Below are 25248 nucleotides of genomic sequence, written 5' to 3'. Positions count from 1 at the left end.
CCATCAACCGCAACCGCTGACGCATTTGGCGGTGCGGTCGAATGCCATGGTGCGCCCGCTCAGTGGAACGTGCACCGGTACCGTTACCCGGTCACGGAACAGCGCGGTGCGGGTGCCCGCCTTAACCTCACCACCCTCGGTGGCTGGCTCGTTGGCGTGAGACGCAATCACCGACGACGGCTGCACCAGCTCGTTGATCACGTAGGCCGCCTGGGTGGGTCCGGTTGTGAAGGTGTCACCAATGTTCATAACGGTCAGCAAGGCGCCGTAATGATCGTTCACCACCAGTTTCTGCTCTGCGGTGATGCCAGTGTCGCCCGAGAGATACGCCACCAGACCATTCGAGAACTTCAGCACATAGCCTGTGGGTGGTCCCACACTGGCACCAACGCCGGCCGCTTTCAGGTACTCCGCCAGCGGCCCGGTGAGGAACGACGGCGACACCCCGTTGCTGTGCACCGCAGGCACGGTGGTAATGGCCACGCCACCCACGGTCACTTCGCCACCAAAGCGCACCAGCTTCGACTTTCCGGGGTCGCCACCGGCGTCTCTCAGCTTGGCCGCGAAGAACGCAGGCATTTCGCTGCCGGTGACGATCGTGGCGTTGTGCTTGAGTGCAATATCCACGGTGTTCGACTGCGGCAAGGTGGAAACGCCGGTATCCGGCGACGCGCAGGTGCCCTGGTTAGCCTCCCGGATTCGCTGGTCGCCAACGTGGTCGCCGTGCATGTGCGAGACCAGCACCACATCGATCTTGCCAAGGCGGGGATCGTCCGGGCCGGCCACAGTGCGCCCGGCGTCGTAGAGAATACGGGTGCCGTTCGGGTCTTCAAACACCAGGGCCCGGTCGCGGCTGCAGAACTCGCCGTCGTGGCTACCCAGCGGCGTGACCTTGACTACATGGTCATCGGCCACCGCAGATTGCCAGGCAAGTGACAGGGCACAGACAGCCAGCGCAGCGCCTGTTATACGGTTCCGAAACGTGTCGGAAATCATCGTGTCGTCCTCCCACAGGTTTTGTTGTTCGTGTGTTTCTTGTACGAACCAAATCACTTTCGGTACCAGTGTAGTACCGAAAAACGGGAGGGACAGGCTGGCCTCAGGCGGCGCGGGAACTCGCGCGGGTGGAAGGTTGCTCAAGGCAGGCCAGCATGGGCGCCACCTGGCGGATCTTGCGGGCCTCAGGCCAAAGCGCTTCGGCCTCGGCAAAGCCCTGGCGCAGGAAGTTCAGCCACTGCTTGATTCGGCCAGTCACGTAGCGATCTTCCAGCCAGCCCTGCAAAACCGTCGCGTACTCACGCACCAGGGCAACCGCTTCCGGCCAGGTCATGTCCTCGATGGCTTCACCCCGCTGGCTGGCTTTGATCTGCCTGGCCAGGTCTGGCCGGGCAATCAGCCCCCTGCCGATCATGACATCCTCACAGCCGGACACCTCGCGACAGCGCCAGTAATCAGCCACGGTCCAGATCTCGCCGTTGGCGATGATCGGCGTGCGGACTGCTTCCCGGGCCCGGGCGATTTCCTCCCAGTAAGCCGGCGGTTTGTAACCGTCCACCTTGCTGCGAGCATGAATCACGATTTCGCCGGCGCCAGCGGCTTCCAGGGCCTGGGCGCAGGCAACGCCCATTGAGCGGTCGTCGTAGCCCAGACGCATCTTGGCCGTTACCGGAATCTCGGCGGGCACCGCCGCCCGAACCGCCGCTACAATCTGGTGCATCAGTTCCGGCTCACGCATCAGCACACAGCCGCCTTTGTGCTTGTTCACCGTCTTGGCGGGGCAACCAAAGTTGATGTCCACCTGGCTGGCTCCGAGCTCGGCGGCACGCACGCCGTGGCGCGCCATCTGATTCGGGTCAGACCCCAGCAGTTGCAGCGCCACCGGTGTTCCTACGCGCGTTAGCGACTGGTTATGAAGCTCTGGCGCGTACTTGTAGAACACCCGCGGCGGCAGCATGCCGTGGGTTACCCGCACGAATTCGGTCACACAGCGGTCGATCCCGCCAACCTGGGTCAGGGTTTCACGAATGGGTGCATCCACAAGCCCTTCCATCGGGGCAAGAATGATACGCATGGGTACTCCGGGCGGGCGCTGCCACCGTCACAAGCGGGATCGGAAATCTGGGCGCGATTGTACGGGATTCGGGGCCCTACCAACAGCAGGGGACACACCTATGAATGGCAGAAACAAAAAGGGCGCCCGAAGGCGCCCTTTCAACTGGCAGGTGATCAGTGCTTCACGTCGAAACGATCCGCATTCATCACCTTGGTCCAGGCGGCTACGAAGTCCTTGACGAACTTCTCCTCGCTGTCGTCCTGGGCGTACAGCTCGGCATAGGCGCGCAGGATGGAGTTGGAACCAAACACCAGGTCAACACGGGTCGCGGTGAACTTGGTATTGCCGCTCTTGCGATCCACGATGTTGTAGCTGTTCTTGCCAGTGGGCTCCCAACGGTTGGCCATGTCGGTCAGGTTCACGAAGAAGTCGTTGGTCAACTGGCCAACGCGATCAGTGAACACGCCGTGCTTGGTGCCGCCGTAGTTGGTGCCCAGGACTCGCATACCACCCAGCAGAACGGTCATCTCCGGTGCCGTCAGGCCCATCAGCTGGGCACGATCCAGCAACAGTTCCTCCGGCTTGACCACGTAATCCTTCTTCTGCCAGTTGCGGAAGCCATCGGCGACCGGCTCCAGCGGCTCGAAGGACGCAGCGTCGGTTTGCGCGTCAGTGGCGTCGCCACGGCCTTTCAGGAACGGCACGTGCACATCATGACCGGCTGCCTTGGCCGCTTTCTCGATACCCAGGTTGCCGCCCAGCACGATGACGTCAGCAATGCTGGCGCCGGTGTCGGCGGAAATCTTCTCGTACACCTTGAGCACCTTCGCCAGACGGTCTGGCTCGTTGCCTTCCCAGCTCTTCTGCGGCGCCAGGCGGATACGGGCACCATTGGCACCGCCACGCATGTCGGAACCACGGAAGGTACGCGCGCTGTCCCAGGCGGTACAGATCAGCTCATTCAGGCTCAGACCGGCTTCGTCGATCTTTTCCTTGACCACTTCCTCGATGTAGTTGGTCTCGCCCTGGGGTACCGGATCCTGCCAGATCAGGTCTTCCTTCGGAACGTCCGGACCGATGTAACGAGACTTCGGCCCCATGTCACGGTGCGTCAGCTTGAACCAGGCGCGGGCGAAGCAATCCTGGAAGTATTCGGGATCGGCCATGAACTTTTCGCAGATGGCACGATACTTCGGGTCCATCTTCATGGCCATATCGGCGTCGGTCATCATGGGCTTGACGCGGGTTTTCATGTCGGTCGGGTCAACCGGCATGTGCTCTTCCTTGATGTCGACCGGCTCCCACTGGTTGGCGCCGGCCGGGCTCTTGGTCTGCTGCCACTCGTAGCCGAACAGCAGGTCAAAATAGCCCATGTCGAACTTGGTGGGGTTGGTGGTCCAGGCGCCCTCAATGCCGGAGGTAACCGCATTGGTCGCCTTGCCCTGCATGTTCGGGTTCATCCAGCCGAAACCCTGGGTTTCGACGTCGGCGCCTTCAGGCTCCGGCCCAAGGGCCTCGGCATCACCATTACCGTGCGCCTTACCAACGGTGTGACCACCCGCTGTCAGCGCTGCGGTTTCTTCGTCGTTCATTGCCATTCGGGCAAAGGTTTCACGAACTTGCTCCGCAGTCTTCAGCGGGTCCGGGTTGCCGTTGACACCCTCGGGGTTTACATAGATGAGACCCATCTGCACGGCAGCGAGAGGATTCTCCATGGTGTCCGGTTTTTCGACGTTTTCATACCGGCTATCGGACGGCGCCAGCCACTCTTTCTCGGCACCCCAGTAAATGTCTTTTTCCGGGTGCCAGATGTCCTGGCGACCATAGGAGAAGCCAAAGGTCTTAAAGCCCATGGACTCATAGGCAATATTGCCGGCCAGTATGAACAGATCGGCCCAGCTTACCTTGTTGCCGTACTTCTTCTTGATCGGCCACAGCAGACGCCGCGCCTTGTCGAGGTTGCCGTTATCGGGCCAGGAGTTCAGGGGTGCAAAGCGCTGGTTGCCAGTGCCGCCGCCCCCGCGGCCATCGGCCAAGCGGTAGGTACCTGCGGCGTGCCACGCCATGCGAATCATCAGACCGCCGTAATGACCCCAGTCAGCCGGCCACCAGTCCTGGCTATCGGTCATCAGGGCATGCATGTCCTTCTCGAGGGCTTCGTAATCGAGTTTCTTGACCTCTTCGCGGTAGTCGAAGTCTTCACCCATGGGATTGGTCTTGCGGTCATGCTGGTGCAGGATGTCCAGATTCAGATTCTCCGGCCACCAGTTGGTGTTGTCCTGACCGTGGGCGGTACTGCTACCGTGCATTACCGGGCACTTGCCGCCTGAGCTGTTGTTCTGGGTCATTTCTCTCTCCTCGTTGGGTTTGGCAAAACGACACTGCTTCAAAGAAAAGGCTCAAATAACTATAGGACAGAAAAAACGCACTGCTCTGAGATTTTCTTATGCCCTGAATAGCGATTGCCTATAGCGTTCCCGCAGGCTTGCGGCCCGTACCGAACCTATTGCGAGCAGGCAAAATTGCTCGAGTAATCCGTCAGAATTCCCAGCAGGTCCTGCCAGGTCGGTACTACACTCAATGAATTCGGATCTTTCATGGATCAGCTCCTGCCTCACGAGAACAACTTCACTGTAGCCCGGGAACAAGAGACCAATACAATTAATTAAAAATACGCTTGTGAAAGATTTTATTAATCGGAAGAAGTAAAACGTCAGAGGCGCTCAATGGAGGCGAATTTTCCGGCATCGTCAAAAATAATGCGAAAGCTGCCACGAATGCCGTCGCGGAGGTAGAAACGGGAGAGAATACGGGCCGGGAAACGAACGGAGCGTCCGTCCCGGGCCGTGGTGTGAACATCACTGGCAATGCCCTGGTAGAGCTTGATCCACTCATCCGGGCTGATGCTGATGTCCACGATGATCTGCTGCATGGATTGTGTCCTTTTTGTCGGATTACGGCTGCGCCTGATCCGACCTACTTTTAACTGTAGGTCGGATTAGCCACCGGCGTAATCCGACGCAGGAGCGGTTCCGGGCCTCAGTTTGCCAATTCAAGCAGCAGACGGTTCAGACGCGCCACATAGGCGCCCGGATCATCCAGCTGCTCGCCACTGGCCAGGGTGGCCTGATCCAGCAGAACGGCGGAGAGCTCGTTGAAGCGCTCCTCGCCTTTTTCGCTTTCCAGCCTCTGCACCAGCGGATGGTCCACATTGATCTCGAAGATTGGCTTGCTGTCCGGCACCTTCTGGCCAGCGGCTTCCATGATCTTCTTCATCTGGGCGCCCATGTCGAAGTCACCCACAACAAGGCACGCCGGTGAATCAGTCAGGCGATTGGTCACACGCACTTCCTGCACTCGGTCATCCAGCGCTTTCTTGATGCGCTCCAGCAGGTCCTTGTGCTCCTCGGCGGCTTCTTCCTTGTGCTTCTTGTCTTCCTCGGTTTCCACCTCACCCAGGTCCAGATCACCCCGGGCAACGTCCTGGAACTGCTTGCCGTCGTACTCGTTGAGGTAGCCCATCATCCACTCGTCGATCCGGTCAGAGAGGATGAGCACTTCAATGCCCTTCTTCCGGAACACCTCGAGGTGCGGACTGCTCTTAGCGGCACTGAAGTTGTCGCCGGTGATGTAGTAGATCTTCTTCTGGCCTTCCTTCATGCGGCCAATGTAGTCGTCCAGCGACACGTTCTGGGTGCGCTCGCCAGTATGGGTTGAGGCAAACCGCAGCAGCCCGGCGATTTTCTCGCGGTTGCCGAAATCTTCCGCCGGGCCCTCCTTCAGCACGGTGCCGAACTCGCCCCAGAACTTCTGGTACTGCTCCGGGTCCTTCTTCGCCAGCTTGGACAGCACGTCCAGAACCCGCTTGGTCAACGCGGTACGAATGCTTTCCACAGTGCTGTCGTTCTGCAGAATCTCGCGGGACACGTTCAGGGACAGATCGTTGGAATCGATCACGCCCTTGGCAAACCGAAGATACAGTGGCAGGAACTGCTCGGCGTCGTCCATGATAAACACCCGCTGCACGTACAGCTTCAGGCCACGGGGCGCTTCACGATTGTACAGGTCGAACGGTGCACGGGCGGGGATATACAGCAGGCTGGTGTAGTCCAGCTTGCCTTCCACCTTGTTGTGAGACCAGGTGAGCGGGTCCTCAAAATCGTGGGCAATGTGCTTGTAGAACTCCTTGTACTCCTCGTCCTTGATCTCGGTGCGCGGCAGGGTCCAGAGCGCAGTGGCATCGTTGACGGTCTCGAACTCGTCTGACTTTTCCTTATCCTCGCCATCGGCTTCTTTACGCATCTCCACCGGAAAGGAGATGTGGTCAGAGTACTTCTTCACCAGACTGCGCAGCTTCCAGCCGTTGGCGAATTCCTTCGCCTCTTTCTTCAGGTGCAGGACAATCTGGGTGCCACGGTTTTCCCGGTTGGTCTGCTCAATGGTGAACTCGCCATCGCCCTTGGACTCCCAGTGGACGCCCTCTTCCGCCGGCGTACCGGCGCGCCGGGTAAACACCTCCACACGGTCGGCAACGATAAAGGCCGAGTAGAAACCGACACCGAACTGGCCAATCAGCTTGCTGTCTTTTTTCTCGTCGCCGGACAGCTGCTTGAGAAACTCGGCAGTGCCGGACTTGGCGATGGTGCCCAGGTTCTGGATCACGTCATCCCGGGTCATGCCGATGCCGTTATCGGTCAGGGTGACCGTGTTGGCTTTTTCATCGAAGTCCAGGCGAATCTTCAGATCGGGGTCGCCTTCGTACAGGCTGTCGTCCTTCAAGGCGGCGAACCGCAACTTGTCCTCGGCGTCCGAGGCGTTCGAGATCAGCTCACGAAGGAAGATTTCCTTGTTCGAATACAGGGAATGGATCATCAGGTGAAGCAACTGCTTCACTTCCGTCTGAAAACCCAGGGTTTCTTTCTGCGCTTCAACCGTCATGGCTTGAGTGTCTCCTGCTTGTGTTGCTGTCTGTGAGGCAGACATATTCGTTTGATCAGGTTTGCCCCCGAGTCTGGGCGAGCGTGTGGGAGTGGCTTTCCGAAACCGTGCGGAGCCATGGATGGCGGAGCCGAGCGTACACGGACGTATTCACCGCGTGTTTCGGAAAGCCACTCCCACACGCTTGCCTGCTCCGAGGCGTCAGTTATGGAAGGGAGATGGGGCCAGCACGGGGCTTTTCAAGCCCCGTATTTCGAGCAAAATCAGTCTTCCAGCAGGAAGTGGGCGCGGGCCGTGGCGATGGGCTGGGAGCGGGATTTCTGCCAGGCGGTGACCATCACATTGGCCACGCGATTGCCCTGGCGGGTCAGCCGGCATTCGGCGAAGGTTTCCCGGTTCAGGCCAGCCCGCAGGTAATCCAGGGAGAAGTCGACGATCCGGGGCATGCGCAGGGAGTCCTGGGACATCATCAGGTAGATGTTCGCCGACATCTCCATGAAACCGCCAATCACACCGCCGTGGATGGCCGGCAGGATCGGGTTACCCAGGTTGGACTCCTTGCAAGGCAGACGGAAGATCAAGTCGTCGCCGAAGCGCTCGCATTGCAGGCCAATCCAGGACGCGTAGGGAATACTCTCCAGCATGCGGCCGAAATCGCCGGTTTCCTGCGTGTAGCGGAGGATTTCAGGATCGGTCATTGCTCGCCTCCCGTGATCAGGTCCCGGTAGTGCTTCGGCGTTGCCTCTTTGCCGATGCGCATGAAGGTGGCCACGCAGTTGGCGATGGTTTCGCCACCCTCCTGGTACGCCTCACAGCGCGTAAAGATGATGTTACTGGTGACCCGATAGGTCTCGGCCCGGGCATAGACCGGCTTGTGGGGATGGGCCGGGCGCATGTAGTCGACGCGCAGGTCCAGAGTCGGGCAAAGCTCGAAGTCGTCCAGTGAGCAGAGGATGACCGAGCCGGAGGCCGTGTCCATGAGTGTGGTGATGGCGCCACCGTGGATGACGCCGGTTTCCGGGTTGCCGATGATGCCGTCGCTGTACGGCAGGCAGAGGGTAAGCCCGCCCTCGCTGGCCTCGGTCACCGAGAGGCCCAGCGCTCTGGCCTGGTTCAGGGTTTCAATAAATCGGGAGACCCGTTGCTTTCGGAGTTCGTCGTTCATTCAATTGCAACCTGTCAGTCGGCTTTCTGGTTCTGCGCGGCAGAGGGCTTGCCCGGTAGCGGTTCTTCAAACACCTTGCCACTGCGGAGGGCATCCAGGGCAGCCGAGCAGAATTCCCGGCGGTAGAGGACTATCACGACCAGGGTCGATGCGGCCATGAACACAATCGGGTGAATGAACCAGCCCACCACCGCCAGCGCATAGTAGTAGGACCGCAGCCCCAGGTTAAATGCATCACCGGCCTGATTGCACACGTTGCCGGCGCTGCGGGCAAACGCTTCTCGGGCAGCGGGGCTGGTTTTGGTGTCATCAGGCGGTGGCGCACTGCCAATCATCACGGACACAAAATTGTACATGCGCATGGACCAGGTGAACTTGAAGAAGGCGTAGATAAAGACCACCAGCAGGATCACCATGCGCAGCTCCCAGATTTCCCGGCTGGGCAGCGTGCCAAACGGCATGGTGCTGAACACTTCCATGACTTCCTGAGTGTAGCCCAGGGCGGTAATGATACCGGCCAGGATCAGCAGGCAACTTGAGGCAAAAAAGGCACCGTTACGCTCGAGATTCCCCACCACTGACGCATCGGCAATGCGGTTGTCGCGCCGCAACATTACCCGCATCCAGTCTTCACGGTACAGGTCCAGGGTATTGGAAAGACAAGGGCGATCCGCCGCTCGGCGCTTGGAATACTCGGTGTAGCCGAGCCAGCAGACCAGAAACCAGGAAAGGGCAATCAGCTCGAGAAGGTTGGTCATGGCTTGTCCAGATGCAAGAGTGGTCAGGGCGTTCTAAACAGCGTGGGAACAATCACTTATGATACGTCATGCACTTGCCTGCCACCACCGCCTGTGGACAACCGTTCATCCAAAGCGCTGCGCATGTGTGCTATAACCTGCCTCAGAGGTACTGGCGCTTGAATGCGCCCCACCGTCGCACTACAAAAAGGGAGTTCATCGTGAATCTGTCCGCTGTCAGATCCAGTTTTCTGGTCGTTGTCCTGGCCGTTGTGGCGGCCGGTTGTTCGGTAAACCCGGTTACCGGCGAAAAACAGCTGTCACTGATTGGTGAAAGCCAGGAACTGGCCATGGGTGCCGAGCAGTATGTGCCTACCCAACAGACCCAGGGCGGACAGTTCTACGTTGACCCCGAACTGGGCCTCTACGTCAGCGAAGTTGGTCGCAAGATGGCGGCGGTGAGCGATCGCCCCGACCTGCCCTACGAGTTCGTGGTTCTCAATAGCAGTGTTCCCAACGCCTGGGCCCTGCCCGGAGGTAAAATTGCCATCAACCGGGGCCTGCTGACCGAGCTTGAAAACGAAGCCCAACTGGCCTCGGTGCTGGGGCACGAGATTGTCCACGCGGCGGCGCGGCACAGTGTACAGCGCATGCAGCAGGGCATGCTGATCAGCGCCGGCGTGGCTGGCCTTGGCTTTGCGCTTTCCGATAACGAGTGGGCCGGGCTGATCATGGGTGGTGCCGCCCTGGGCGCCCAACTGGCTCTGGCCCAGTACAGCCAGGGCGACGAACTGGAATCCGACCATTACGGCATCCTGTACATGAAAGAAGCCGGTTACGACCCCGCCGCTGCGGTGGAACTGCAGGAGATCTTCCTGAGACTCTCGGAAGGTCGCAACCCGGGGTTTGTGGAGGGGCTGTTTGCAACTCACCCGCCCTCAGCGAAGCGGGTACAGGAAAACCGCGAGCTGGCACAGAAAATTGGCACCGGTGGGTACCGGGGCGAAGAGGTTTATCAACGTAAGCTCGCCGAACTGCGCTCTCTGCAGCCCGCCTATGCAGCTCACGACAAGGCCCTGGAGCTGGCGTCAAAGGGTGACATGGCCGCCGCCCTTGAAAAAATCAACGAAGCCATTCGCATCCTGCCCCGGGAAGCCATGTTCTACGCGCTTCGCGGTCGCATCCTGGAGGAGCAGAAACAACCACAGAAGGCCGCCGAGGATTTTGAGAAGGCGGTCAGCCTATACCCCGAAATGTTCAAGTACCGCCTTTACAACGGCCTTAACGCGCTGCGAATGAATAACCTGGAGAAGGCCCGGGAGAACCTGGTGCGTGCGAACGAGGTGGTGCCGACGTCTATCGCTTTCCTTCGCCTGGGGGATGTTGCCGTGAAACAGAATAAGCGGAACGAAGCGGTTGCGTACTACAGCAAGGCTGCCGAGGCCGGTGGCGACGTAGCCGAAGAGGCCAAGCGCAAGTTGGCCGCCCTTACCCAATAAATCCCCGCACCTCATAAACCCCGTTTGCAGAGGCCGGAAGCCGCAAGGTTTCCGGCCTTCCTGCTTCTTTAACGGGACATTTGCCTGCGTGACAGCACATTCCCGTCATCGACCGCATTGACTTTTAGAGCAATAGCTCTAAAAATCAGATGACATCAACAACGATTGGACGACGCACATGCTAGCGAAACGTATCCAGCCCATGGTGTTTCAGGCCAGGCGCCTGTATGTGGAACTGATGTTCCAGGTCATGGGGCGGGCCCTGCAGGCCGTAAGCGAGGTGGATGAGAAAGTTCAGCACGAAGCCAAAGCCCTCCCTGACGGCTTCCTGTTCGAAATGATGGTAATGCCTGACGGCTCCAGGCTGATTGTGGAGCACACCGGTCAGGGCCGGTTCCGCTACCACGGCGACTCCGCACCACGCCCGGTGGATCTGTCGATCCAGTTCAAACACATTGCCCACGCCTTCCTGGTGCTGTCATTCCAGGAAAAGACCTCGGTGGCGTTTGCCAACGATCGCATGCTGGTGGATGGCGACATCAGCTACGCCGTGCGCATGACCCGGGTGCTGAACCGTCTGGAGTCGTTCATTCTTCCCAAACTGATCGCCAAGCGGGCGGTCAAGGAATACCCGGCAGACCTGCACCTGCCGGAAAAGCTGATCAGTGCTGCCCGCATTTACCTGAAAGTTGCCACCAATTTTGTTGAGACAGCGAGAGCGTGATGACCAACCAATACTACGAATTCTTCTGCCCGGTGAAAGTGATCGCCGGCAAAGCTGCCCTGGAACACATTCCCTATGAGCTGGCCGGGCTCGCTGCAAAACGCCCGATGATCGTAACGGACAAGGGTGTTCGTGCCGCCGGCCTGCTCGAACCGGTCATTGCCGCCTGTGAGGAAAGCGGCCTGGAAATCGCCACCATCTACGATGATGTGCCACCGGATTCCTCAACCACCGTGGTGCGTGACATTGCCGGCATCTATCGTCAGGAAAAATGCGATTCCATCATTGCCGTGGGTGGTGGCTCCGCTATCGACACAGGCAAGGCGGTCAACATTCTGGTTTCCGAAGGCGGCGATAACATCGCAAAATACAGTGGCGCCGGTGTGCTGAAGCACCCACTGAAGCCGTTTTTCGTAGTACCCACCACGGCGGGCACCGGCTCCGAGGTTACCTCTGTGGCCGTGATTACCGACGAAGCCAAGGGCGTGAAGCTGCCCTTCACATCCTCGTTCCTGCTGCCCAATGCCGCGATCATTGATCCCCGCATGACGCTCACGCTGCCGCCGCACATCACCGCGGCCACCGCCATGGACGCCCTCACCCACGCCACCGAGGCGTTCACGTGTATGGCCAAGAATCCACTCAGTGACGCCTACGCTACGGCGGCCATCAAGAAGATCAGTCAGTCGCTGCTGCACGTGATGGATAACCCGAAAGACAGCGATGGCCGACTGGAACTGGCCCAGGCGTCCACCATGGCCGGTATTGCCTTCTCCAACTCCATGGTCGGCCTGGTGCATGCGCTGGGGCACGCCACCGGAGCCATCTGCCATCTGCCGCACGGGCTCTGCATGAGCCTCTACCTGCCCTACGTGCTGGAATACAACCTGGAATCGGTTCGGGCGCCCCTCGGCGAACTTTTGCTTTATCTGGAAGGCCCGGAAGTGTACGCGGCCACTCCCGCCAGCCGTCGCGCGGAGGCGAGCATCTCGGCCATCCGCAAGCTTCGCGATGCCCTTTACAAGCGCTGCCAGTTGCCACGTACCTTGAAAGAAGCCGGCAAAGTAACCGAGTCGCAACTCGACCATATCGCGGAGATGGCGCTGGACGACGGTTCCATCATGTTCAATCCCAAAGAAGTGACTCTGGAGGATGCCCGTTCGGTCCTCCGACGGGCCTGGGCGTAACGGATACCAAGGCGTCCCGGGGAAGTTGAAGCCGAGGGCCTCTGACCCGGGACCGCGCCGTTAAGATAGAACTGAAATCATTGAAATTGGCCCGTAAAGCGGGGACAATCACGTTTTCTGGCAGGGATGTTAGCCGGGTTCGTTTTCCAACTACAGTTCTGATCCGTAGAGAGCCCCTTCAGCATGAAGAACCGAACATCCCGACTTGCGCCCCTGTTCGTCAGCGCCCTCCTCGTTCTGGCGTCGCCCTTCGTGAGCGCAAACGGAAACACAGATCAATTCCGCGTCTTTCACTTCAATATTTCTCCCAATGGCTACCCGCCGTATCTGATCGTGGATGGAAACGAGCCCTCGGGCATCATGTGGGATGTAGTGGCCACCATCTGCCAACGTCTTGGCTACGGGGTGAAGCCGGAGCAGATTCCCCGCAAGCGGGTAGACCAGATGCTTCTGGAAGGCTATATCGACGGAACGCCCAGGGCCAGGGAGTGGGTTGAGAATCCGGAGCGCTTCCTGTTCACAGACCCGGTAGTAGACATTGAAGAGGTTTTCTTTGTACCTGGCTCCGCCCCGTTTTCCTACTCCAGCCCGGAAGACCTGATTTCAAAAACCATTGTGACTCACCTGGGCTACCGGTATCCGCCACTGGAGCCGTACTTCGAGGACGGCAAAATTCGCCGTTTCGACGTATCCAGAGACCGGGACATGTTCACCTTTGTGCTGCATGGAGAACGCTTTGACGCCGCTGTGGCCGACAAACTCGTTGGCAAGTGGATCCTTCGCAACGAGGGTCTTCAGAAGCAGTTCAGTATTACCAGCGAAAGCATCAGCAATTACGGTTTCCGTTTGATGCTGCGGAAGGATTGGCAGGCCTTCGCCAACGATTTCAATGCCGAGCTCGCCCGCATGAAAGCGAACGGAGAACTGGACGCCATTCTGGCCAACTACCGTTAATCTACCTGCAAGCCCGGGCTCAGGCCTCCTGGAGTCATTCCAGGCGCCTGAGCAGGAGCATCGGCGACACGCTCAGTACCGGCCTGAGCTGCCAGCGTCCGAAAATGGCCAGCACCAGAGCACTGACCAGAGGAATCGGCAGCACCACATGCCAATGCCACTGGAACGTACCCTCGAACATCCGGAACTGGAGCGCCCACACCGCAGCCTCGGCGGCCGTCACCCCCAGTAGTCCGGCAAAGCCCCCCAGCAAGGCAAACTCCAGCATGGTGCTACGCACCAGCAGATTCTGGCGGCCGCCCAGGGTTCTCAGCAATGCGCCTTCCCGCTGTCGGTCTCTCAGGGTAGCGCTGACGACCGCCGCCATAACCACAAGCGCGGCGGCCAGGATCAGCGCCAGGATGGCTTCGATGGCCTGGGTCACCTGCCGGACGATTTCCTGGATACGCTCGATGATGTGATCAATCTCCAGGACCGACACCGTGGGGAACTGCCGGGAAAACTCGTTGAGAGCATCCTTGCGCTCCCGCGGCAGGTAGAAACTGGTAATCCAGGTGGCCGGCATGTCTGTCAGGCCACCCTCCGGCGGAAAAGCCATGTAGAAGTTAGGCTTCATACTGTCCCACTGCACGGTGCGAATGCTGGTCACCTTCTCGGTCACTTTCTCCGAGCCAATGGTGAATGTCAGCTCGTCACCCAGCACCAGTCCCAGCCGATCGGCCAGTTCGGCTTCCACCGACACGCCACGGGCCTGGCCGGGATCAAACCACTGCCCCTCGACAATCCGGTTATCCTCGGGCAGCTCCGACATCCAGGTAAGGTTCAATTCCCGGTTGAGAGCACCAACGTTTTCGTCCTTACTGACGGCCTCCTTGACCGGTTGCCCGTTCAGCTCGGTCAGCCGGCCACGAACCATCGGGTACAGCTTGTCCAGTGGCTGGCCCCGCTCCTGCCAGAAATTGTCCACCTGTTCCACGGTGTCCGGCGCGATGTTGATCAGGAAATGGTTGGGGGCGTCGTTGGGCAGTTGCGCCTGCCAGTCCGCCAGCAGGGAGGTGCGTACCAGGATCAGGGTGGCAGCCAGCATCAGAGTCATGGCGAACACGGCGATTTGCGACAGGCTGGCTCTGCGGTGCCGATACAGCCCCACCAGGGCCAGCCGCCAGGCGTTGCCACCGCCTCGAACCTTGCGCAGCGTGGCTACCAGCAACCAACCCACCAGGCCCAGGGTGCCCAGCAACAGCGCCAGACCGCCCAGCAGGGAGACCACCAGGGCCAACTCCCCGGCGTACATCCACACCAGGCCAAAGACGGCCACGATGGCGATGATCAGATCCGGCAAGGCCTCCCGGCCCGTTTCCCCGGGCTGGCTTCGCAATACCCGCATGGCCGGCACATTCCGCAGCCGGCGAACCGGCGGGTAAGCAAAGGCGAACAGCGACACGAGGGCGGTCAACAGTGCGGGAATCAGGGCGGCCGGGTCCAGCTGGAAGTCGACTGCCCGATCCAGCATCTCGCCCAGCATGCGCGTAAGCAGCCAGTACAGTGGCAGGGCAATCGCCAGTCCGCCAGCCATGCCGGCGAGGCCCCACAGCGCCAACCGCCGCAGATACAGACCGCCAATGGCGGCGCTGTTCAGGCCCAGGGTCTTGAGGAGCGCCACCGTATCTCGCTGGGAGAGCACGTACTGGCGGCTGGCCACGGCCACGGCCACTGCAGCCAGCAGCACCGCCAGGCTGCCTCCGAGCAGCAGGAAGCGCTCCGCCCGCTCCAGGGAACGGGAAAAGGTTTCGCCATCGCGCACGCCTTCCCATTCATGGCTCGGTTCCAGACGCGGCTGCAGCCATTGATAGTAGGATTCAAGAACCGACTCCTCGCCAGCAAACAGGTAGACATACTCTACCCGGCTGCCTTCCTGAATGACGCCCGTGGCCGCCACATCATCGACGTGCATCATCACCCGGGGCGCCAGGGCGGAGAGCCGGAAGCCACCATCGGGTTCGCGAAGCAATAGACCCGACACGGTGAGACTCAGATTACCCACGTCAAGAGATTGCCCGATCTGCAGGTCCAGCAGCCTCAGCAATCGTGGGTTGATCCAGACTTCGCCCGGACGGGGCCCCTGCTGAACCAACTCCCGGGGCGCAGCCGGGTCGCGCTGGATCTCAATCTCGCCTTTCAGTGGGTAGGCGTCACTGACAGCCTTGACCGACACCAGCTGGAAGTTGTCGGCACCAAAGACCATGGTGGAGAACTCCACCATTCGCCCGGTTTGCAAATTGCGGTCCGCCGCTTCCTCCAGCCAGGCGTCCGGAATCGGTCGGCCATTTTCCGCTTCCAGCTGCCGATCGGCGGCCAGGAAGGTACTGGCCGAGGACACCAGGGTGCGCTGAAGCTGGCTGGCAAACAGGGCTATGGTTGCTACCGTAGCCACGGCAATCATCAGCGCCGCCAGGACAACACGGACATCGCGCTCACGCCAGTCCCGGCGAACGGACATGAGTTTTCTTGCTGCCGCCATCAGTGCGCGACCTCCCCGGCGGTCTCGGGCTCACTGAGAATGCCGGCCTCAATCTGCAATTGCCGGTTACAGCGAGCCGCCAGATGTTCGTCATGGGTCACCATGACCAGGGTGGTGCCCTGCTCCCGGTTAAGCGCCATCAAGAGATCAGAGACCGCTTGGCCCGTTCGGTTGTCCAGGTTACCAGTTGGCTCATCGGCGAACAGGATAAGCGGATCGGAGGCAAACGCCCGGGCGATCGCAACCCGCTGCTGCTCACCACCCGAGAGCTGTCTGGGTGTGTGCGACAGACGCTCGCCAAGGCCCACGCGCTCAAGCAGCTCACGCGCCCTTGCTTCCGGCGATTCCAGCCCCGCCAACTCCAGCGGCAACATGACGTTTTCCAACGCCGTAAGGGCGGGTAGCAGTTGGAACGACTGGAACACAAAGCCGACCCGATGAGCACGCAACCGTGCCCGCTCATCCTCACTCAGTTGACTGATCACTGCGCCGTCCAGCTCCACAGTGCCATCACTGGGGGTGTCCAGGCCGGCCAGCAGCCCCAGCAGGGTGGTTTTGCCCGAACCCGACCGGCCGACGATGGCTACGGATTCTCCGCGATTGATTTCAAGATTGACCCCCTGCAATATCGTCAGCGTATCGGTTTCAAGGCGCACGCGATGCGTCAGATCCCGGACCCGCAACATGGGCCCCTGGCCATCCTGGGTGTCAGTCTCCGGGGTAACATTGGTCATCTGGTTCACGGAAGCTCCCGTCCTGGGTCAGTAAGTGGTTGTGACACACGTAAAGAGGTGTATTAGTTGTCTATGCATACGGCATTGGTGTTCGTCAGATCAATTGTTTTTCTCGCTGCAGCGCTGTTCGCGGTGCCCGTCCTGGCCAGCCAGAACACTCTTCTTATTGTGGGCGACAGCCTTAGCGCCGCCTATGGCATACCGTCCGAGGCGGCCTGGGTGCAGCTGTTGCGGAACCGTCTCGACAAGAACGGCCTCGGTAACTGGACCGTGGTAAACGCCAGCATCAGCGGCGAAACCACCGACGGCGGCGCCCGCCGCCTGCCCGAGCTGATCGAGGAAAACGCCCCTGAGGTGGTGGTCATCGAGCTCGGGGGCAATGACGGCCTGCGCGGCTTCCCGCCCCAGGTAATCCAATCCAACCTCGCGTCCATGATTGAGCAGGTTCAGGATGCCGGTGCCCGGGCGGTGCTGGTTGGCATGCAGATACCGCCCAACTACGGTCAGCGCTATACCGAGATGTTCGCCAACATCTACCCGACGCTTTCAGACCGTTACAACACGGCCCTGGTTCCCTTTTTCCTGGATGGCATTTACAACCAGGAGGGCATGATGCAGGACGACGGCATTCACCCCTCTGAACAGGCCCAGGGCAAACTGCTCGACAATATCTGGCCGGTTCTCAAACCCATCCTTACGGAGCGCTAGCCGGCAACCCCCTGAACGAACGCCAGGGCACGGCGTTCCGACCAATAAGAACCGTCACGTGCGTGCTCCACAAAACCCACGTGTCCTCCCCAGCGCGGCGCTTCCAGTCGCACATACTGTCCGAGCTGGCGTCGTGATTCCGGGAAGCAGGCAGGCGAGAGAAACGGGTCGTCTGAGGCGTTCACCATAAGTGCTGGCACGCGTATGTCCCTGAGCCGGCCCAGTGCGGAACACCGGGCCCAGTATTCCCGGGCACTTTCAAATCCGTGCAATGGGGCCGTGTAGCGATCGTCAAACTCGTGAAAACGTTGGATATCGTCGAAGCCCGATACGTCGATGAGATCGGGAAACCGCTCTGCCTTTTTCTCCATCTTCGCTTTCAGGTCACGTAGGAACCGCTGCATGTAGATTTTCCGGCTGGGTAGCGCCAACATGTCGGCACTGCCCGCCAGATCGCAGGGTACGGAATACCCCACGGCGCCGCAGATCCGACTGTCTACCCGCTCGCCCTGCTCGGCCAGGTACAGCAACGTCAGGTTACCTCCCATGCTGAAACCGGAGAGAAACAGGGCCTGATAGCGGTCAGCCAGCGCGCGATTGACAACCAGCTCCAGGTCTCCCGTTGCGCCGCTGTGATAGAACCTGGGCTGCAGGTTCATGACGCCTCCGCAGGAACGGAAATTCCACGCAAGTACATCCCAGCCTTCTCTCAGCAACGCCCGCGCGAGACCCAGCACGTAGGGTCGCTGACTGTGCCCCTCCAGTCCGTGAGAGACAATGGCCAGACGATCATTGCCCTGCCGGTACCAGTCCAGATGCAGTTCGTCGTCGTCCGGCGTCGCCAGAACTTCACACTCAGGCTCGGCCATCGGAACCTTGCGGAACAGCGTCGGCCACACTGATTGCACGTGGCCGTTCCGCAACCAGAGCGGTGGTCGATACTGGAGGATCGTGCTTTCGTACAATTTTTAGCCTTTCAGATCAGGGGCTTGACCCCGCTAGTTAAAGCGCTTAAGATGCGCGCCACTTGATGCTGTTCCCCGATAGCTCAGTTGGTAGAGCAACGGACTGTTAATCCGTTTGTCGCTGGTTCGAGCCCAGCTCGGGGAGCCACTTATTCCGAAATGCCGCCCGGTTGAAAGACCCGGCGGCATTTTTCGTTTCCGGCCTCAGAAAACCTGTTCACGCTGCATGAACTCGGTCAGCACCCGGAACAGGGTATAACCGTCTTCGGTACCGATCAGTTCACGGATGGAGTGCATGCCAAACTGGGGCACGCCGATATCCAGCGTGGTTACCCCGAGGTTACCCGCCGTCAGCGGGCCAATCGTGCTGCCGCAACCCATGTCACTGCGCACCACGAAGGTCTGGTGGGGCAGCCCCAGTTCATCGCTGATGTGGCGGTAAACCGCTGCCGAACGGCTGTTGGTGGCATAGCGCTGGTTATGATTAACCTTGATCACCGGCCCCCGGTTAAGGATGGGTCCGTGGTTCTCGTCGTGCTTGTCCATGTAATTCGGGTGGATGCCGTGGGCGTTGTCAGCAGACACCATCATCGAACGGGCGATGGCCTTGCCCTTGCCTGCGCCGGCCCAGCGGTCCAGCACGGAGGTCAGGAACGGCCCCTGTGCACCCTCGGCCGACATGCTGCCAACCTCCTCATGGTCGTTACACACCAGCAGCGCCGCTTCATCACCTGAGGTTTGCAGCAGCGACTGCAGGCCAATATAGCAACTGAGCAGATTGTCCAGGCGGGCGGAGGCGATGAATTCGTCCCTCAGGCCCACAAACGAGGCCTCCCGTGCATCGTAGAAACTCAATTCGTAACCCAGCACCTTGCGGACCGCGAGGCCCGACTCAGCCTTGATCTGCGCTGACAGCAGATCAACGAAACGGGTGGTGTCGCTTTCCGATACCTGCATGACCACTGGCGGCAAGTCGGTCTGGGCGTTGACAGTGCGGTTGCTGTTCGCTTCACGATCGAGATGAATGGCCAGGCTTGGAATAAAGGCAATCGGTTTGCGGAAGTCCACAAGTGTGTCCCGCACCTGACCATCTTCGTCGAGCACGGTTACCCGACCGGCCAGGGACAGGTCACGGTCAAACCAGGGGTTGAGGAGGACGCCGCCATACACCTCAACGCCCACCTGGAAAAAGCCCTTGCGGCGAAGCTCGGGATTGGGCTTGACCTTCAGGCAGGGGCTGTCGGTGTGTGCGCCGACCATGCGAACGCCCGATGTGGCTACATCGCGGCTGCCGGTTCGAAAGGCAATGATCGACGAGCCATTGCGAATCACGTAATAGCCCTGCCTGGCCGCAAGGGACCAGTCTTCACGCTCGTCAAGCGCCTGGAAACCGGCGGCATCAAGCCGCTTTTTCATGGTATCTACCGCGTGCCAGGGGGTTGGCGATGCGTTCAGAAACCTCAGTAAATCTTTGTTGAATTCAGCGTGTTCCATGATGCCCCTGATTTGAAGATAATGGCCGCAACAGTATGGCATGAAGCCGCAATGGCTTATAGCACGTCAACGGACATCACCTATTGGCCGCTAACGCCACCCTCACCTTACCCAATACAACCGGGAGCCAAACGTGCCAGCACCGAGATTTCTCGATATCGAATACTGCCAGACGGACGATGTGCTGTTTCCCACGGCCATGGCCTGGTCCCTGGAGGACGGGCGGATGAAAACCGTGGTGATAGCGCCCTCCGACGACTGGTTGCCGGACGATGGCGACCTCGGCGATGTCGACCTGTTCTACCTGGAGGAACAGGGCGTGCCCCTGATCGAGCTTGCCCGCGAACTGCATCAGGATCTGCCTGACCAGACAGTTTACGTGGATGGCCTGGATCCGGACGAAGTCCTGGTGGACCTCATCTTCACCGCCGTAGGCCAGGAAGCGCCGTTTGAGATTGCGCCGGTCACCGAGCTGATTACCGGGCTGGACAGCGACACCCTGGAAGATCGCAGGCGCGAGCTTCTGTTCGAGGAGAGCCTTGAGCCCCAGTTGCCGGAGAACGGCGTATATGCCCTGCTCTTGCTGGCGCGGGAAGAAGGCCTGTTCGACGAGGAGTTCTGAACGGCCCCGCCCGAGACGGGGAAGTGTGACACGGGTCGACGTAACAAACCGTTACACAAGGCAGAATCAGCCCCTATTCGCCCATGTCTGGAAGCCCGATAACAATGAACAAGGCCGTGCGAACTTCCCTGGTCACCGCTGTAATCTTTACATCCGCATCCGCCCTGCTGGTTTTTGCCCCGACGGTTCTGGCCCAGGAAACGCCCAGGGCTGACAAACATTACATTGGCCTGCTGGCCACCACCTACAACCATCGGACCATCGGTGAAAACATCAAGGAGTCCGCCTGGGGGACCGGCGGCACCCTGATTGTTGGCGGCCATATTACCGACCGGTTCCACGCCGAACTGCGCGCCGGTGGCGGCTTCAAGGACGCCGAGGTACCGGATTCCGACCTTAGCCTGGCAATCGACTACTACGCCAGCTGGTACATCGGAATGCATTACCCGATCACCGAGTACGCAAACGTATACGGCCAGTTCGGCTTTTCCTACATCCACGGCGAGGGCGACATCAGCGACCCGGACAATAATCGTAACCGGCCCTTCGAGGAATTGGACGGCGAGTTCCCCGACAGCGGCTTCAGCGTCAGCTGGCTGGCGGGGCTGGATTTCGAGGTGATGGACAACACCTTCCTGGTGTTCGAGGGCGGAAAACTGTTCGAGGACACCGGCACCGACGTCAACACCTTCCAGTTTTCCGGTGGCCTTCGTTACGAATTCTGACCCACCCTGCCACCGGTAACCGTCACACCTTGTGGCGAATGTGCCAGCAGCGGTGGATCCGAGCGTTGCGCTGGAAATCCTTATCCAGGGTATCCCGGGTGACCTCAGTCACTTCGAATTCGTTCTCCAGGTCTTCCTCCAGCCGGAAACGCCGGAAGTTGTTGGAGAAGATCAGCAGGCCATCGGAACTGAGCCGGGCCATCGCCTGGCGGACCATATCCGGGTGGTCCTTCTGGATATCCAGTACGCCGGCCATCCTCGCCGAGTTGGAGAAGGTGGGCGGATCCATAAAGATCAGGTCGAAGCGCTGGTCCGCGGTTTTCCGGTCGGCAAGCCAGGCGAGACAGTCCGCCTGCTCCACACGATGTTTCGATGGCTCCGCCCCATTCAGCGCCAGATTGTCCTGTGCCCAGGCTACATACGTCTTCGACATATCCAGGCTCAGTGACCGGCTGGCACCACCCACCACCGCGTGCACAGTCGCTGCGCCGGTGTAGCAGAACAGGTTCAGGAACCGCTTGTGGGCCGCATGCTGCTGGATCCAGTGGCGCACTGGCCGGTGGTCCAGGAAGAGTCCGGTGTCCAGATAGTCCTTCAGGTTGACTTTCAGCACACCTCCGTGCTCGTGCACATTGAAGAACTCGCCGCTGACGCCCTGTTTTTCATACTGGCTGGTGCCAGTCTGTCGCTGGCGCTGCTTGCAAACCATCTCGTCGGGATCAATGCCCAGTACTTCCGGTATCACCGCCAGGGCTTCGGCGAGACGCTCACGAGCCGCGCGCTCGTCTACCGACTTGGGCGCCGCGTACTCCTGCACGTGTATCCGCCCCTCGTAGACATCAATGGCCAGTGCGAACTCGGGCATGTCGGCATCGTACAGCCGGTAGCATCCGATGCCCTGCTTCCGGGCCCACTGGCCAATGGTTTTCAGGTTCTTTTTCAGGCGGTTGCGCAGCATGGCAGCACGCTCTTCGTTGGCAATGCGGGGCGCAACTTCGCCCGGTGCTGCAGGTTGCCTCGGGGTCATCGAGCTGGTTTCGTCAATTTCAAACAGCAGCAGCTGGGCCGGCAGTTTGCCGTTGAAGAGCCGGTACTGCTTGAAGCTGCGCAGACCTATAGAGCGACCGAACTCCGGGGCACCGGTGAACACACCCAGTCGCCAGCCGGGCGTAGCCCGTTTAACGGCTTCACCCAGGGTCTGGTAGAGCCCGCCAAGTTCTTTGCGCTCACTGAGGCGTTCACCATAGGGTGGATTGGTCAGCACCAGGCCATGATCGGACCATTCGCCGTCCAGCTTCAGGTCTGCTACCGGGCGGGCCTCCACATGCACAATGCCCTCCAGGCCCGCGCGCTGAATGTTCTTCCACGCCGTCGCAACCACCCGGCTGTCCTGGTCAAACCCGGCAAAGCGGGGAATCCTGCGCTGCTTGGCCTCATGGGCCCGGCGTTCCGCTTCCTGGCGAAGCGACAGCCAGAGCTCTGGCTGGTGGCCCGGCCACTGTTCGAAACCGAACCGCTCTTGCTTGCGCCCCGGAGCGAGGTCCAGAGCCATCATGGCCGCCTCAATCACCAGGGTACCGGAGCCGCACATGGGATCGATGAAATCCCCACCGTTAGCAGCAATCTCGGGCCAGCCGGCCCGCATCAGCAAGGCGGCGGCAAGGTTCTCCTTGAGGGGCGCAATGCCCTTATCGGTACGGTAGCCCCGCATGTGCAGACTGTGCCCGCTCAAATCAATGCCGAGAGCGAGACGACCACGATTCAGCCGCGCGGAAACAACAATGTCGGGGTCCTTCGCCGCAACCGAGGGCCTTGGCCCGCCACCCGCCCGAAAGCGGTCCACAATGCCATCCTTGACGCGCTGGGCACCAAACTGGGTGTTGCGGATGGCCTCGTTCTGGCCCAGAAAGGTCACTCGGAAACTGCCGTGTACGGGAATGTGCTGTTGCCAGTCCATATGCACGACGCCGTCATAGAGCTGATCACCACTGGTGGCGTCTACCTCATCCAGGTGCAGGATGACGCGATTGGCCAGGCGCGACCACAGACAGGCCCGGTAACCGGCCTCCAGCGGCCCCTCGACCCACACCCCCGCCGGCGCGTTGCGCACCGTGGCAAGGCCGAAGGTGGCAAGTTCGTCCGCCAGAAGATACTCCACTCCCTTGGGGCAGGTTACGAAAAAGACAGGTTTGGACAAGTTCAACTCCTGGTTGATTGGACGGCTCGAAGTAAGTTTCCGGAATAGCGGCCTTTACGAAAATCCGTGCCGTTTGTTATTTCGTGCAACTATAAAAAAAGGGTCACATAGATGAAATAAATAGTGTACATGGGTGCAAAGTTCGACTTACCTTGTAAGTGACGCGTCGTTCTGGACGGCTTTGAGCCCAATATTGAGGGGTTTGAGCCCTCCGTTAACAGGATCCTGACTGCTCTGGCTTGAGCTGACAATAGTGGGTTATCCGGGATCGGATTCCACAGGTCGCAGCCACTGCAGATGTGTACACGCTTGTTCTGTTAATCCATCAGTGAGGAACGGCATGAAAAGACAGAAAAGAGACATGTACGCTCGTGCATTCAAGCGGGGTTATCTCGCTGGCGTGTCCGGAAAATCCAAAGACAGCTGCCCGATTGAACAGGCGGAAATCCGCCAGGAATGGCTCAACGGGTGGCGAGAAGGCCGCACAGATCAATGGGAGGGCATGACCGGCGTATCCGGCATTCACAGACTGGCCAACGTTACGACGGCGTGACGCCATCACAAACCCCGAATCTTAATCTGATCTTTTTCTACACAATTTGACGCAGTACCAAGAGCAACCCAAACGGGGCCTCCCGCCCCGTACCATGCGATGAAGCGCCACGGGGTTCATTCCCCGCTCGGGCCCGCTAAGCGGGCCCACCTTCGTTCTGGCGCCCCCAAAACTCAGGGCAGCCGACGAATGGCCTCGACAGATTCCCGAATCAGCGCCGGCCCCCGGTAGATAAAACCGGTGTAGATCTGTACCAATCTGGCACCCGCCCGAATCTTTTCTGCCGCACTCTCGCCATCGGTAATGCCACCCACACCAATAATGGGCAACGAATCGCCCAGCTCGGCGTACAGCCCGCGAATCACCCGTAAAGATGCTTCCCTGACCGGCGCCCCGCTAAGCCCACCGGCTTCTTCCGCATGCCGGTGCCCTGCCACCGCGACGCGACTGACCGTGGTATTGGTGGCGATAACACCGTCAATACCGGTATCGCGGAGTGCGTTGGCCACAAACCGGATGCCCTCATCGTCCATGTCCGGAGCAATCTTCACCGCCACCGGTACGTAACGACCATGCTGCTTTTCGCAGGCAAGCTGCTCATCCTTGATGGCTCCAAGCAGTCCCTTCAGGGAGTCGCCGAACTGGAGATCCCTCAGGCCCGGAGTGTTGGGAGATGACACATTGACCGTAATGTAATCGGCACGGCTGTAAACCGCCGAAATGCCCTTCCGGTAGTCGGACTCCGACTGATCATTCGGAGTGTCCTTGTTCTTGCCCACGTTGATACCGAGCACGCCCCGGTACTTGCGTTTGTCAACGCGGGCAAGCAGGTGCTCAAGACCCTCATTGTTAAAGCCCATCCGGTTGATGATGGCCTGGTGCTCCGGTAGCCGGAACATGCGGGGTTTCGGATTGCCCGGCTGAGCCAGCGGCGTGACCGTTCCCACTTCAATAAAGCCGAACCCGAGTGAGCCAAGGGCATCCAGGTGATCGGCGTTCTTGTCCAGGCCTGCGGCCAATCCGACCGGGTTGGGAAAATCCAGCCCCATAACATTCACGGGAAATGAATCTATTTTTGGCGAGAAAGCGCTCAGGATTCCGAGTCGATGGGCTACATCAAGGCCGTTCAAGGCAATATTGTGAGCTTGCTCCGGTGGCAGTTGAAACAGCAGGTTACGCAGAACGCCGTACATCTGAAAAAAAACTCCGTTGATCCAGGTGGGCGGAGTATACCGGAAGTTTTCCACAGCATCCCGGAATCGACCAAAATCGTCTCTAAATGACTGTACTGTCAGTGTCCCGAGAGCTTTTCCACGGAATCTGTGGATAACCCTGTTGAAAATCGAGGGGCAACGGTTTCCAACCCTTGATAACTGCGCCCATCTACAGATTGATCATTTTTTGACCAGTTATTTTCTTCTTTAAATTCATGTAGTTATAAATTTTTTCGATGGGTATCGACAATTCCTAAA

Annotated in this window: 22 protein-coding genes and 1 tRNA gene; 9 read left to right on the top strand and 14 right to left on the bottom strand. The window is 59.6% G+C overall.

All coding sequences use genetic code 11. The annotated features are described in order from the left end of the window. Nucleotides 1-3 precede the first annotated feature (3 nt). The 8 genes from BM344_RS00340 to BM344_RS00305 form a co-directional block, all read right to left on the bottom strand. Nucleotides 4-996, bottom strand: coding sequence for an MBL fold metallo-hydrolase (locus tag BM344_RS00340; RefSeq protein ID WP_091984647.1), 993 nt, complete (start codon nucleotides 994-996; stop codon nucleotides 4-6). A gap of 103 nt (nucleotides 997-1099) precedes the next feature. Further along, a complete protein-coding gene (locus BM344_RS00335) occupies nucleotides 1100-2071 on the bottom strand; it encodes a tRNA dihydrouridine synthase (protein WP_091984644.1) in 972 nt (323 codons plus the stop codon). Nucleotides 2072-2226: 155 nt separating this feature from the next. Further along, the gene (gene katG, locus BM344_RS00330) at nucleotides 2227-4401 is read right to left on the bottom strand and encodes a catalase/peroxidase HPI (RefSeq protein ID WP_091984641.1); all 2175 of its coding nucleotides are present in this window, start codon (nucleotides 4399-4401) and stop codon (nucleotides 2227-2229) included. Between the two features lie 365 nt (nucleotides 4402-4766). Continuing rightward, on the bottom strand, nucleotides 4767-4985 hold the full coding sequence (locus tag BM344_RS00325) for a DUF2835 domain-containing protein (protein ID WP_091984638.1): 219 nt from the start codon (nucleotides 4983-4985) through the stop codon (nucleotides 4767-4769). A gap of 107 nt (nucleotides 4986-5092) precedes the next feature. Next, nucleotides 5093-6991 (bottom strand): molecular chaperone HtpG, encoded by a 1899-nt coding sequence (gene htpG / locus BM344_RS00320; RefSeq protein WP_091984635.1) that lies wholly within the window; start codon nucleotides 6989-6991, stop codon nucleotides 5093-5095. Nucleotides 6992-7254: 263 nt separating this feature from the next. Then, nucleotides 7255-7689: a PaaI family thioesterase gene (locus tag BM344_RS00315; RefSeq protein ID WP_091984632.1), complete on the bottom strand. Its 435-nt coding sequence runs from the start codon at nucleotides 7687-7689 to the stop codon at nucleotides 7255-7257. Further along, the gene (locus BM344_RS00310) at nucleotides 7686-8156 is read right to left on the bottom strand and encodes a PaaI family thioesterase (protein ID WP_091984629.1); all 471 of its coding nucleotides are present in this window, start codon (nucleotides 8154-8156) and stop codon (nucleotides 7686-7688) included. The genes BM344_RS00315 and BM344_RS00310 overlap by 4 nt, the downstream gene beginning before the upstream one ends. Nucleotides 8157-8170: 14 nt before the next feature. After that, on the bottom strand, nucleotides 8171-8914 hold the full coding sequence (locus BM344_RS00305) for a DUF599 domain-containing protein (RefSeq protein ID WP_091984626.1): 744 nt from the start codon (nucleotides 8912-8914) through the stop codon (nucleotides 8171-8173). Between the two features lie 200 nt (nucleotides 8915-9114). Here BM344_RS00305 and BM344_RS00300 point away from each other — a divergent pair, with 200 nt between their 5' ends. The 4 genes from BM344_RS00300 to BM344_RS00285 all read left to right on the top strand — a co-directional run bounded on the left by BM344_RS00300 (nucleotide 9115) and on the right by BM344_RS00285 (nucleotide 13257). Beyond that, the gene (locus tag BM344_RS00300) at nucleotides 9115-10392 is read left to right on the top strand and encodes a M48 family metalloprotease (protein ID WP_091984623.1); all 1278 of its coding nucleotides are present in this window, start codon (nucleotides 9115-9117) and stop codon (nucleotides 10390-10392) included. A gap of 178 nt (nucleotides 10393-10570) precedes the next feature. Continuing rightward, a complete protein-coding gene (locus tag BM344_RS00295; RefSeq protein WP_091984620.1) occupies nucleotides 10571-11116 on the top strand; it encodes a hypothetical protein in 546 nt (181 codons plus the stop codon). Then, entirely contained in the window at nucleotides 11116-12303 is a 1188-nt protein-coding gene (locus tag BM344_RS00290) for an iron-containing alcohol dehydrogenase (protein ID WP_091984618.1), read from the top strand. Before BM344_RS00295 ends, BM344_RS00290 begins: the two co-directional genes overlap by 1 nt. Before the next feature lie 183 nt (nucleotides 12304-12486). Beyond that, nucleotides 12487-13257 carry a substrate-binding periplasmic protein gene (locus BM344_RS00285; RefSeq protein ID WP_091984616.1) on the top strand — a complete coding sequence of 257 codons (771 nt, stop codon included), beginning with the start codon at nucleotides 12487-12489 and terminating at the stop codon, nucleotides 13255-13257. 34 nt (nucleotides 13258-13291) lie between these two features. Here the strand turns inward: BM344_RS00285 and BM344_RS00280 are convergent, their stop codons facing one another. Beyond that, entirely contained in the window at nucleotides 13292-15778 is a 2487-nt protein-coding gene (locus BM344_RS00280; protein ID WP_091984613.1) for an ABC transporter permease, read from the bottom strand. Then, nucleotides 15778-16512, bottom strand: coding sequence for an ABC transporter ATP-binding protein (locus BM344_RS00275; protein WP_091990627.1), 735 nt, complete (start codon nucleotides 16510-16512; stop codon nucleotides 15778-15780). The genes BM344_RS00280 and BM344_RS00275 overlap by 1 nt, the downstream gene beginning before the upstream one ends. A gap of 72 nt (nucleotides 16513-16584) precedes the next feature. Between BM344_RS00275 and BM344_RS00270 the strand changes: the two genes are divergently transcribed. Beyond that, on the top strand, nucleotides 16585-17220 hold the full coding sequence (locus BM344_RS00270) for an arylesterase (protein WP_091984610.1): 636 nt from the start codon (nucleotides 16585-16587) through the stop codon (nucleotides 17218-17220). Here the strand turns inward: BM344_RS00270 and BM344_RS00265 are convergent. Beyond that, nucleotides 17217-18128, bottom strand: coding sequence for a YheT family hydrolase (locus BM344_RS00265; RefSeq protein WP_228143510.1), 912 nt, complete (start codon nucleotides 18126-18128; stop codon nucleotides 17217-17219). The two genes, BM344_RS00270 and BM344_RS00265, sit on opposite strands and share 4 nt — an antisense overlap. Nucleotides 18129-18257: 129 nt before the next feature. Between BM344_RS00265 and BM344_RS00260 the strand changes: the two genes are divergently transcribed. Further along, nucleotides 18258-18333: transfer RNA gene (locus BM344_RS00260), tRNA-Asn, on the top strand. Nucleotides 18334-18389: 56 nt separating this feature from the next. Here the strand turns inward: BM344_RS00260 and BM344_RS00255 are convergent. Next, nucleotides 18390-19679, bottom strand: coding sequence for a M18 family aminopeptidase (locus tag BM344_RS00255; protein ID WP_091984608.1), 1290 nt, complete (start codon nucleotides 19677-19679; stop codon nucleotides 18390-18392). Nucleotides 19680-19812: 133 nt separating this feature from the next. Here BM344_RS00255 and BM344_RS00250 point away from each other — a divergent pair, with 133 nt between their 5' ends. Together BM344_RS00250 and BM344_RS00245 are read left to right on the top strand one after the other, a co-directional pair. Next, the gene (locus BM344_RS00250; RefSeq protein ID WP_091984605.1) at nucleotides 19813-20301 is read left to right on the top strand and encodes a hypothetical protein; all 489 of its coding nucleotides are present in this window, start codon (nucleotides 19813-19815) and stop codon (nucleotides 20299-20301) included. Nucleotides 20302-20405: 104 nt separating this feature from the next. Beyond that, the gene (locus tag BM344_RS00245) at nucleotides 20406-21026 is read left to right on the top strand and encodes an outer membrane beta-barrel protein (protein WP_091984603.1); all 621 of its coding nucleotides are present in this window, start codon (nucleotides 20406-20408) and stop codon (nucleotides 21024-21026) included. Between the two features lie 22 nt (nucleotides 21027-21048). Here BM344_RS00245 and rlmKL read toward each other — a convergent pair whose 3' ends face one another. Then, nucleotides 21049-23223 (bottom strand): bifunctional 23S rRNA (guanine(2069)-N(7))-methyltransferase RlmK/23S rRNA (guanine(2445)-N(2))-methyltransferase RlmL, encoded by a 2175-nt coding sequence (gene rlmKL / locus BM344_RS00240; RefSeq protein WP_091984600.1) that lies wholly within the window; start codon nucleotides 23221-23223, stop codon nucleotides 21049-21051. Nucleotides 23224-23563: 340 nt separating this feature from the next. Here rlmKL and rmf point away from each other — a divergent pair, with 340 nt between their 5' ends. Continuing rightward, nucleotides 23564-23776 (top strand): ribosome modulation factor, encoded by a 213-nt coding sequence (rmf, locus tag BM344_RS00235; protein ID WP_091984597.1) that lies wholly within the window; start codon nucleotides 23564-23566, stop codon nucleotides 23774-23776. Between the two features lie 173 nt (nucleotides 23777-23949). Here the strand turns inward: rmf and BM344_RS00230 are convergent, their stop codons facing one another. Then, entirely contained in the window at nucleotides 23950-24969 is a 1020-nt protein-coding gene (locus BM344_RS00230; RefSeq protein ID WP_091984595.1) for a quinone-dependent dihydroorotate dehydrogenase, read from the bottom strand. Nucleotides 24970-25248 lie beyond the last annotated feature (279 nt).

It is taken from the genome of Marinobacter gudaonensis (assembly GCF_900115175.1).
In the GTDB taxonomy this organism is placed as follows: Bacteria; Pseudomonadota; Gammaproteobacteria; order Pseudomonadales; family Oleiphilaceae; genus Marinobacter; species Marinobacter gudaonensis.
Note: the sequence above shows the minus strand (reverse complement) of the source record. Positions and strands in the feature narration are given on the sequence as shown.

What these genes read in the sequence shown, in the direction of transcription:
- BM344_RS00340 (WP_091984647.1), bottom strand. Translation starts at nt 996, where the DNA reads ATGATTTCCGACACGTTTCGGAACCGTATAACAGGCGCTGCGCTGGCT.
- BM344_RS00335 (WP_091984644.1), bottom strand. Translation starts at nt 2,071, where the DNA reads ATGCGTATCATTCTTGCCCCGATGGAAGGGCTTGTGGATGCACCCATT.
- katG (WP_091984641.1), bottom strand. Translation starts at nt 4,401, where the DNA reads ATGACCCAGAACAACAGCTCAGGCGGCAAGTGCCCGGTAATGCACGGT.
- BM344_RS00325 (WP_091984638.1), bottom strand. Translation starts at nt 4,985, where the DNA reads ATGCAGCAGATCATCGTGGACATCAGCATCAGCCCGGATGAGTGGATC.
- htpG (WP_091984635.1), bottom strand. Translation starts at nt 6,991, where the DNA reads ATGACGGTTGAAGCGCAGAAAGAAACCCTGGGTTTTCAGACGGAAGTG.
- BM344_RS00315 (WP_091984632.1), bottom strand. Translation starts at nt 7,689, where the DNA reads ATGACCGATCCTGAAATCCTCCGCTACACGCAGGAAACCGGCGATTTC.
- BM344_RS00310 (WP_091984629.1), bottom strand. Translation starts at nt 8,156, where the DNA reads ATGAACGACGAACTCCGAAAGCAACGGGTCTCCCGATTTATTGAAACC.
- BM344_RS00305 (WP_091984626.1), bottom strand. Translation starts at nt 8,914, where the DNA reads ATGACCAACCTTCTCGAGCTGATTGCCCTTTCCTGGTTTCTGGTCTGC.
- BM344_RS00295 (WP_091984620.1), top strand. Translation starts at nt 10,571, where the DNA reads ATGCTAGCGAAACGTATCCAGCCCATGGTGTTTCAGGCCAGGCGCCTG.
- BM344_RS00290 (WP_091984618.1), top strand. Translation starts at nt 11,116, where the DNA reads ATGACCAACCAATACTACGAATTCTTCTGCCCGGTGAAAGTGATCGCC.
- BM344_RS00285 (WP_091984616.1), top strand. Translation starts at nt 12,487, where the DNA reads ATGAAGAACCGAACATCCCGACTTGCGCCCCTGTTCGTCAGCGCCCTC.
- BM344_RS00280 (WP_091984613.1), bottom strand. Translation starts at nt 15,778, where the DNA reads ATGGCGGCAGCAAGAAAACTCATGTCCGTTCGCCGGGACTGGCGTGAG.
- BM344_RS00275 (WP_091990627.1), bottom strand. Translation starts at nt 16,512, where the DNA reads ATGACCAATGTTACCCCGGAGACTGACACCCAGGATGGCCAGGGGCCC.
- BM344_RS00270 (WP_091984610.1), top strand. Translation starts at nt 16,585, where the DNA reads ATGCATACGGCATTGGTGTTCGTCAGATCAATTGTTTTTCTCGCTGCA.
- BM344_RS00255 (WP_091984608.1), bottom strand. Translation starts at nt 19,679, where the DNA reads ATGGAACACGCTGAATTCAACAAAGATTTACTGAGGTTTCTGAACGCA.
- BM344_RS00245 (WP_091984603.1), top strand. Translation starts at nt 20,406, where the DNA reads ATGAACAAGGCCGTGCGAACTTCCCTGGTCACCGCTGTAATCTTTACA.
- rmf (WP_091984597.1), top strand. Translation starts at nt 23,564, where the DNA reads ATGAAAAGACAGAAAAGAGACATGTACGCTCGTGCATTCAAGCGGGGT.
- BM344_RS00230 (WP_091984595.1), bottom strand. Translation starts at nt 24,969, where the DNA reads ATGTACGGCGTTCTGCGTAACCTGCTGTTTCAACTGCCACCGGAGCAA.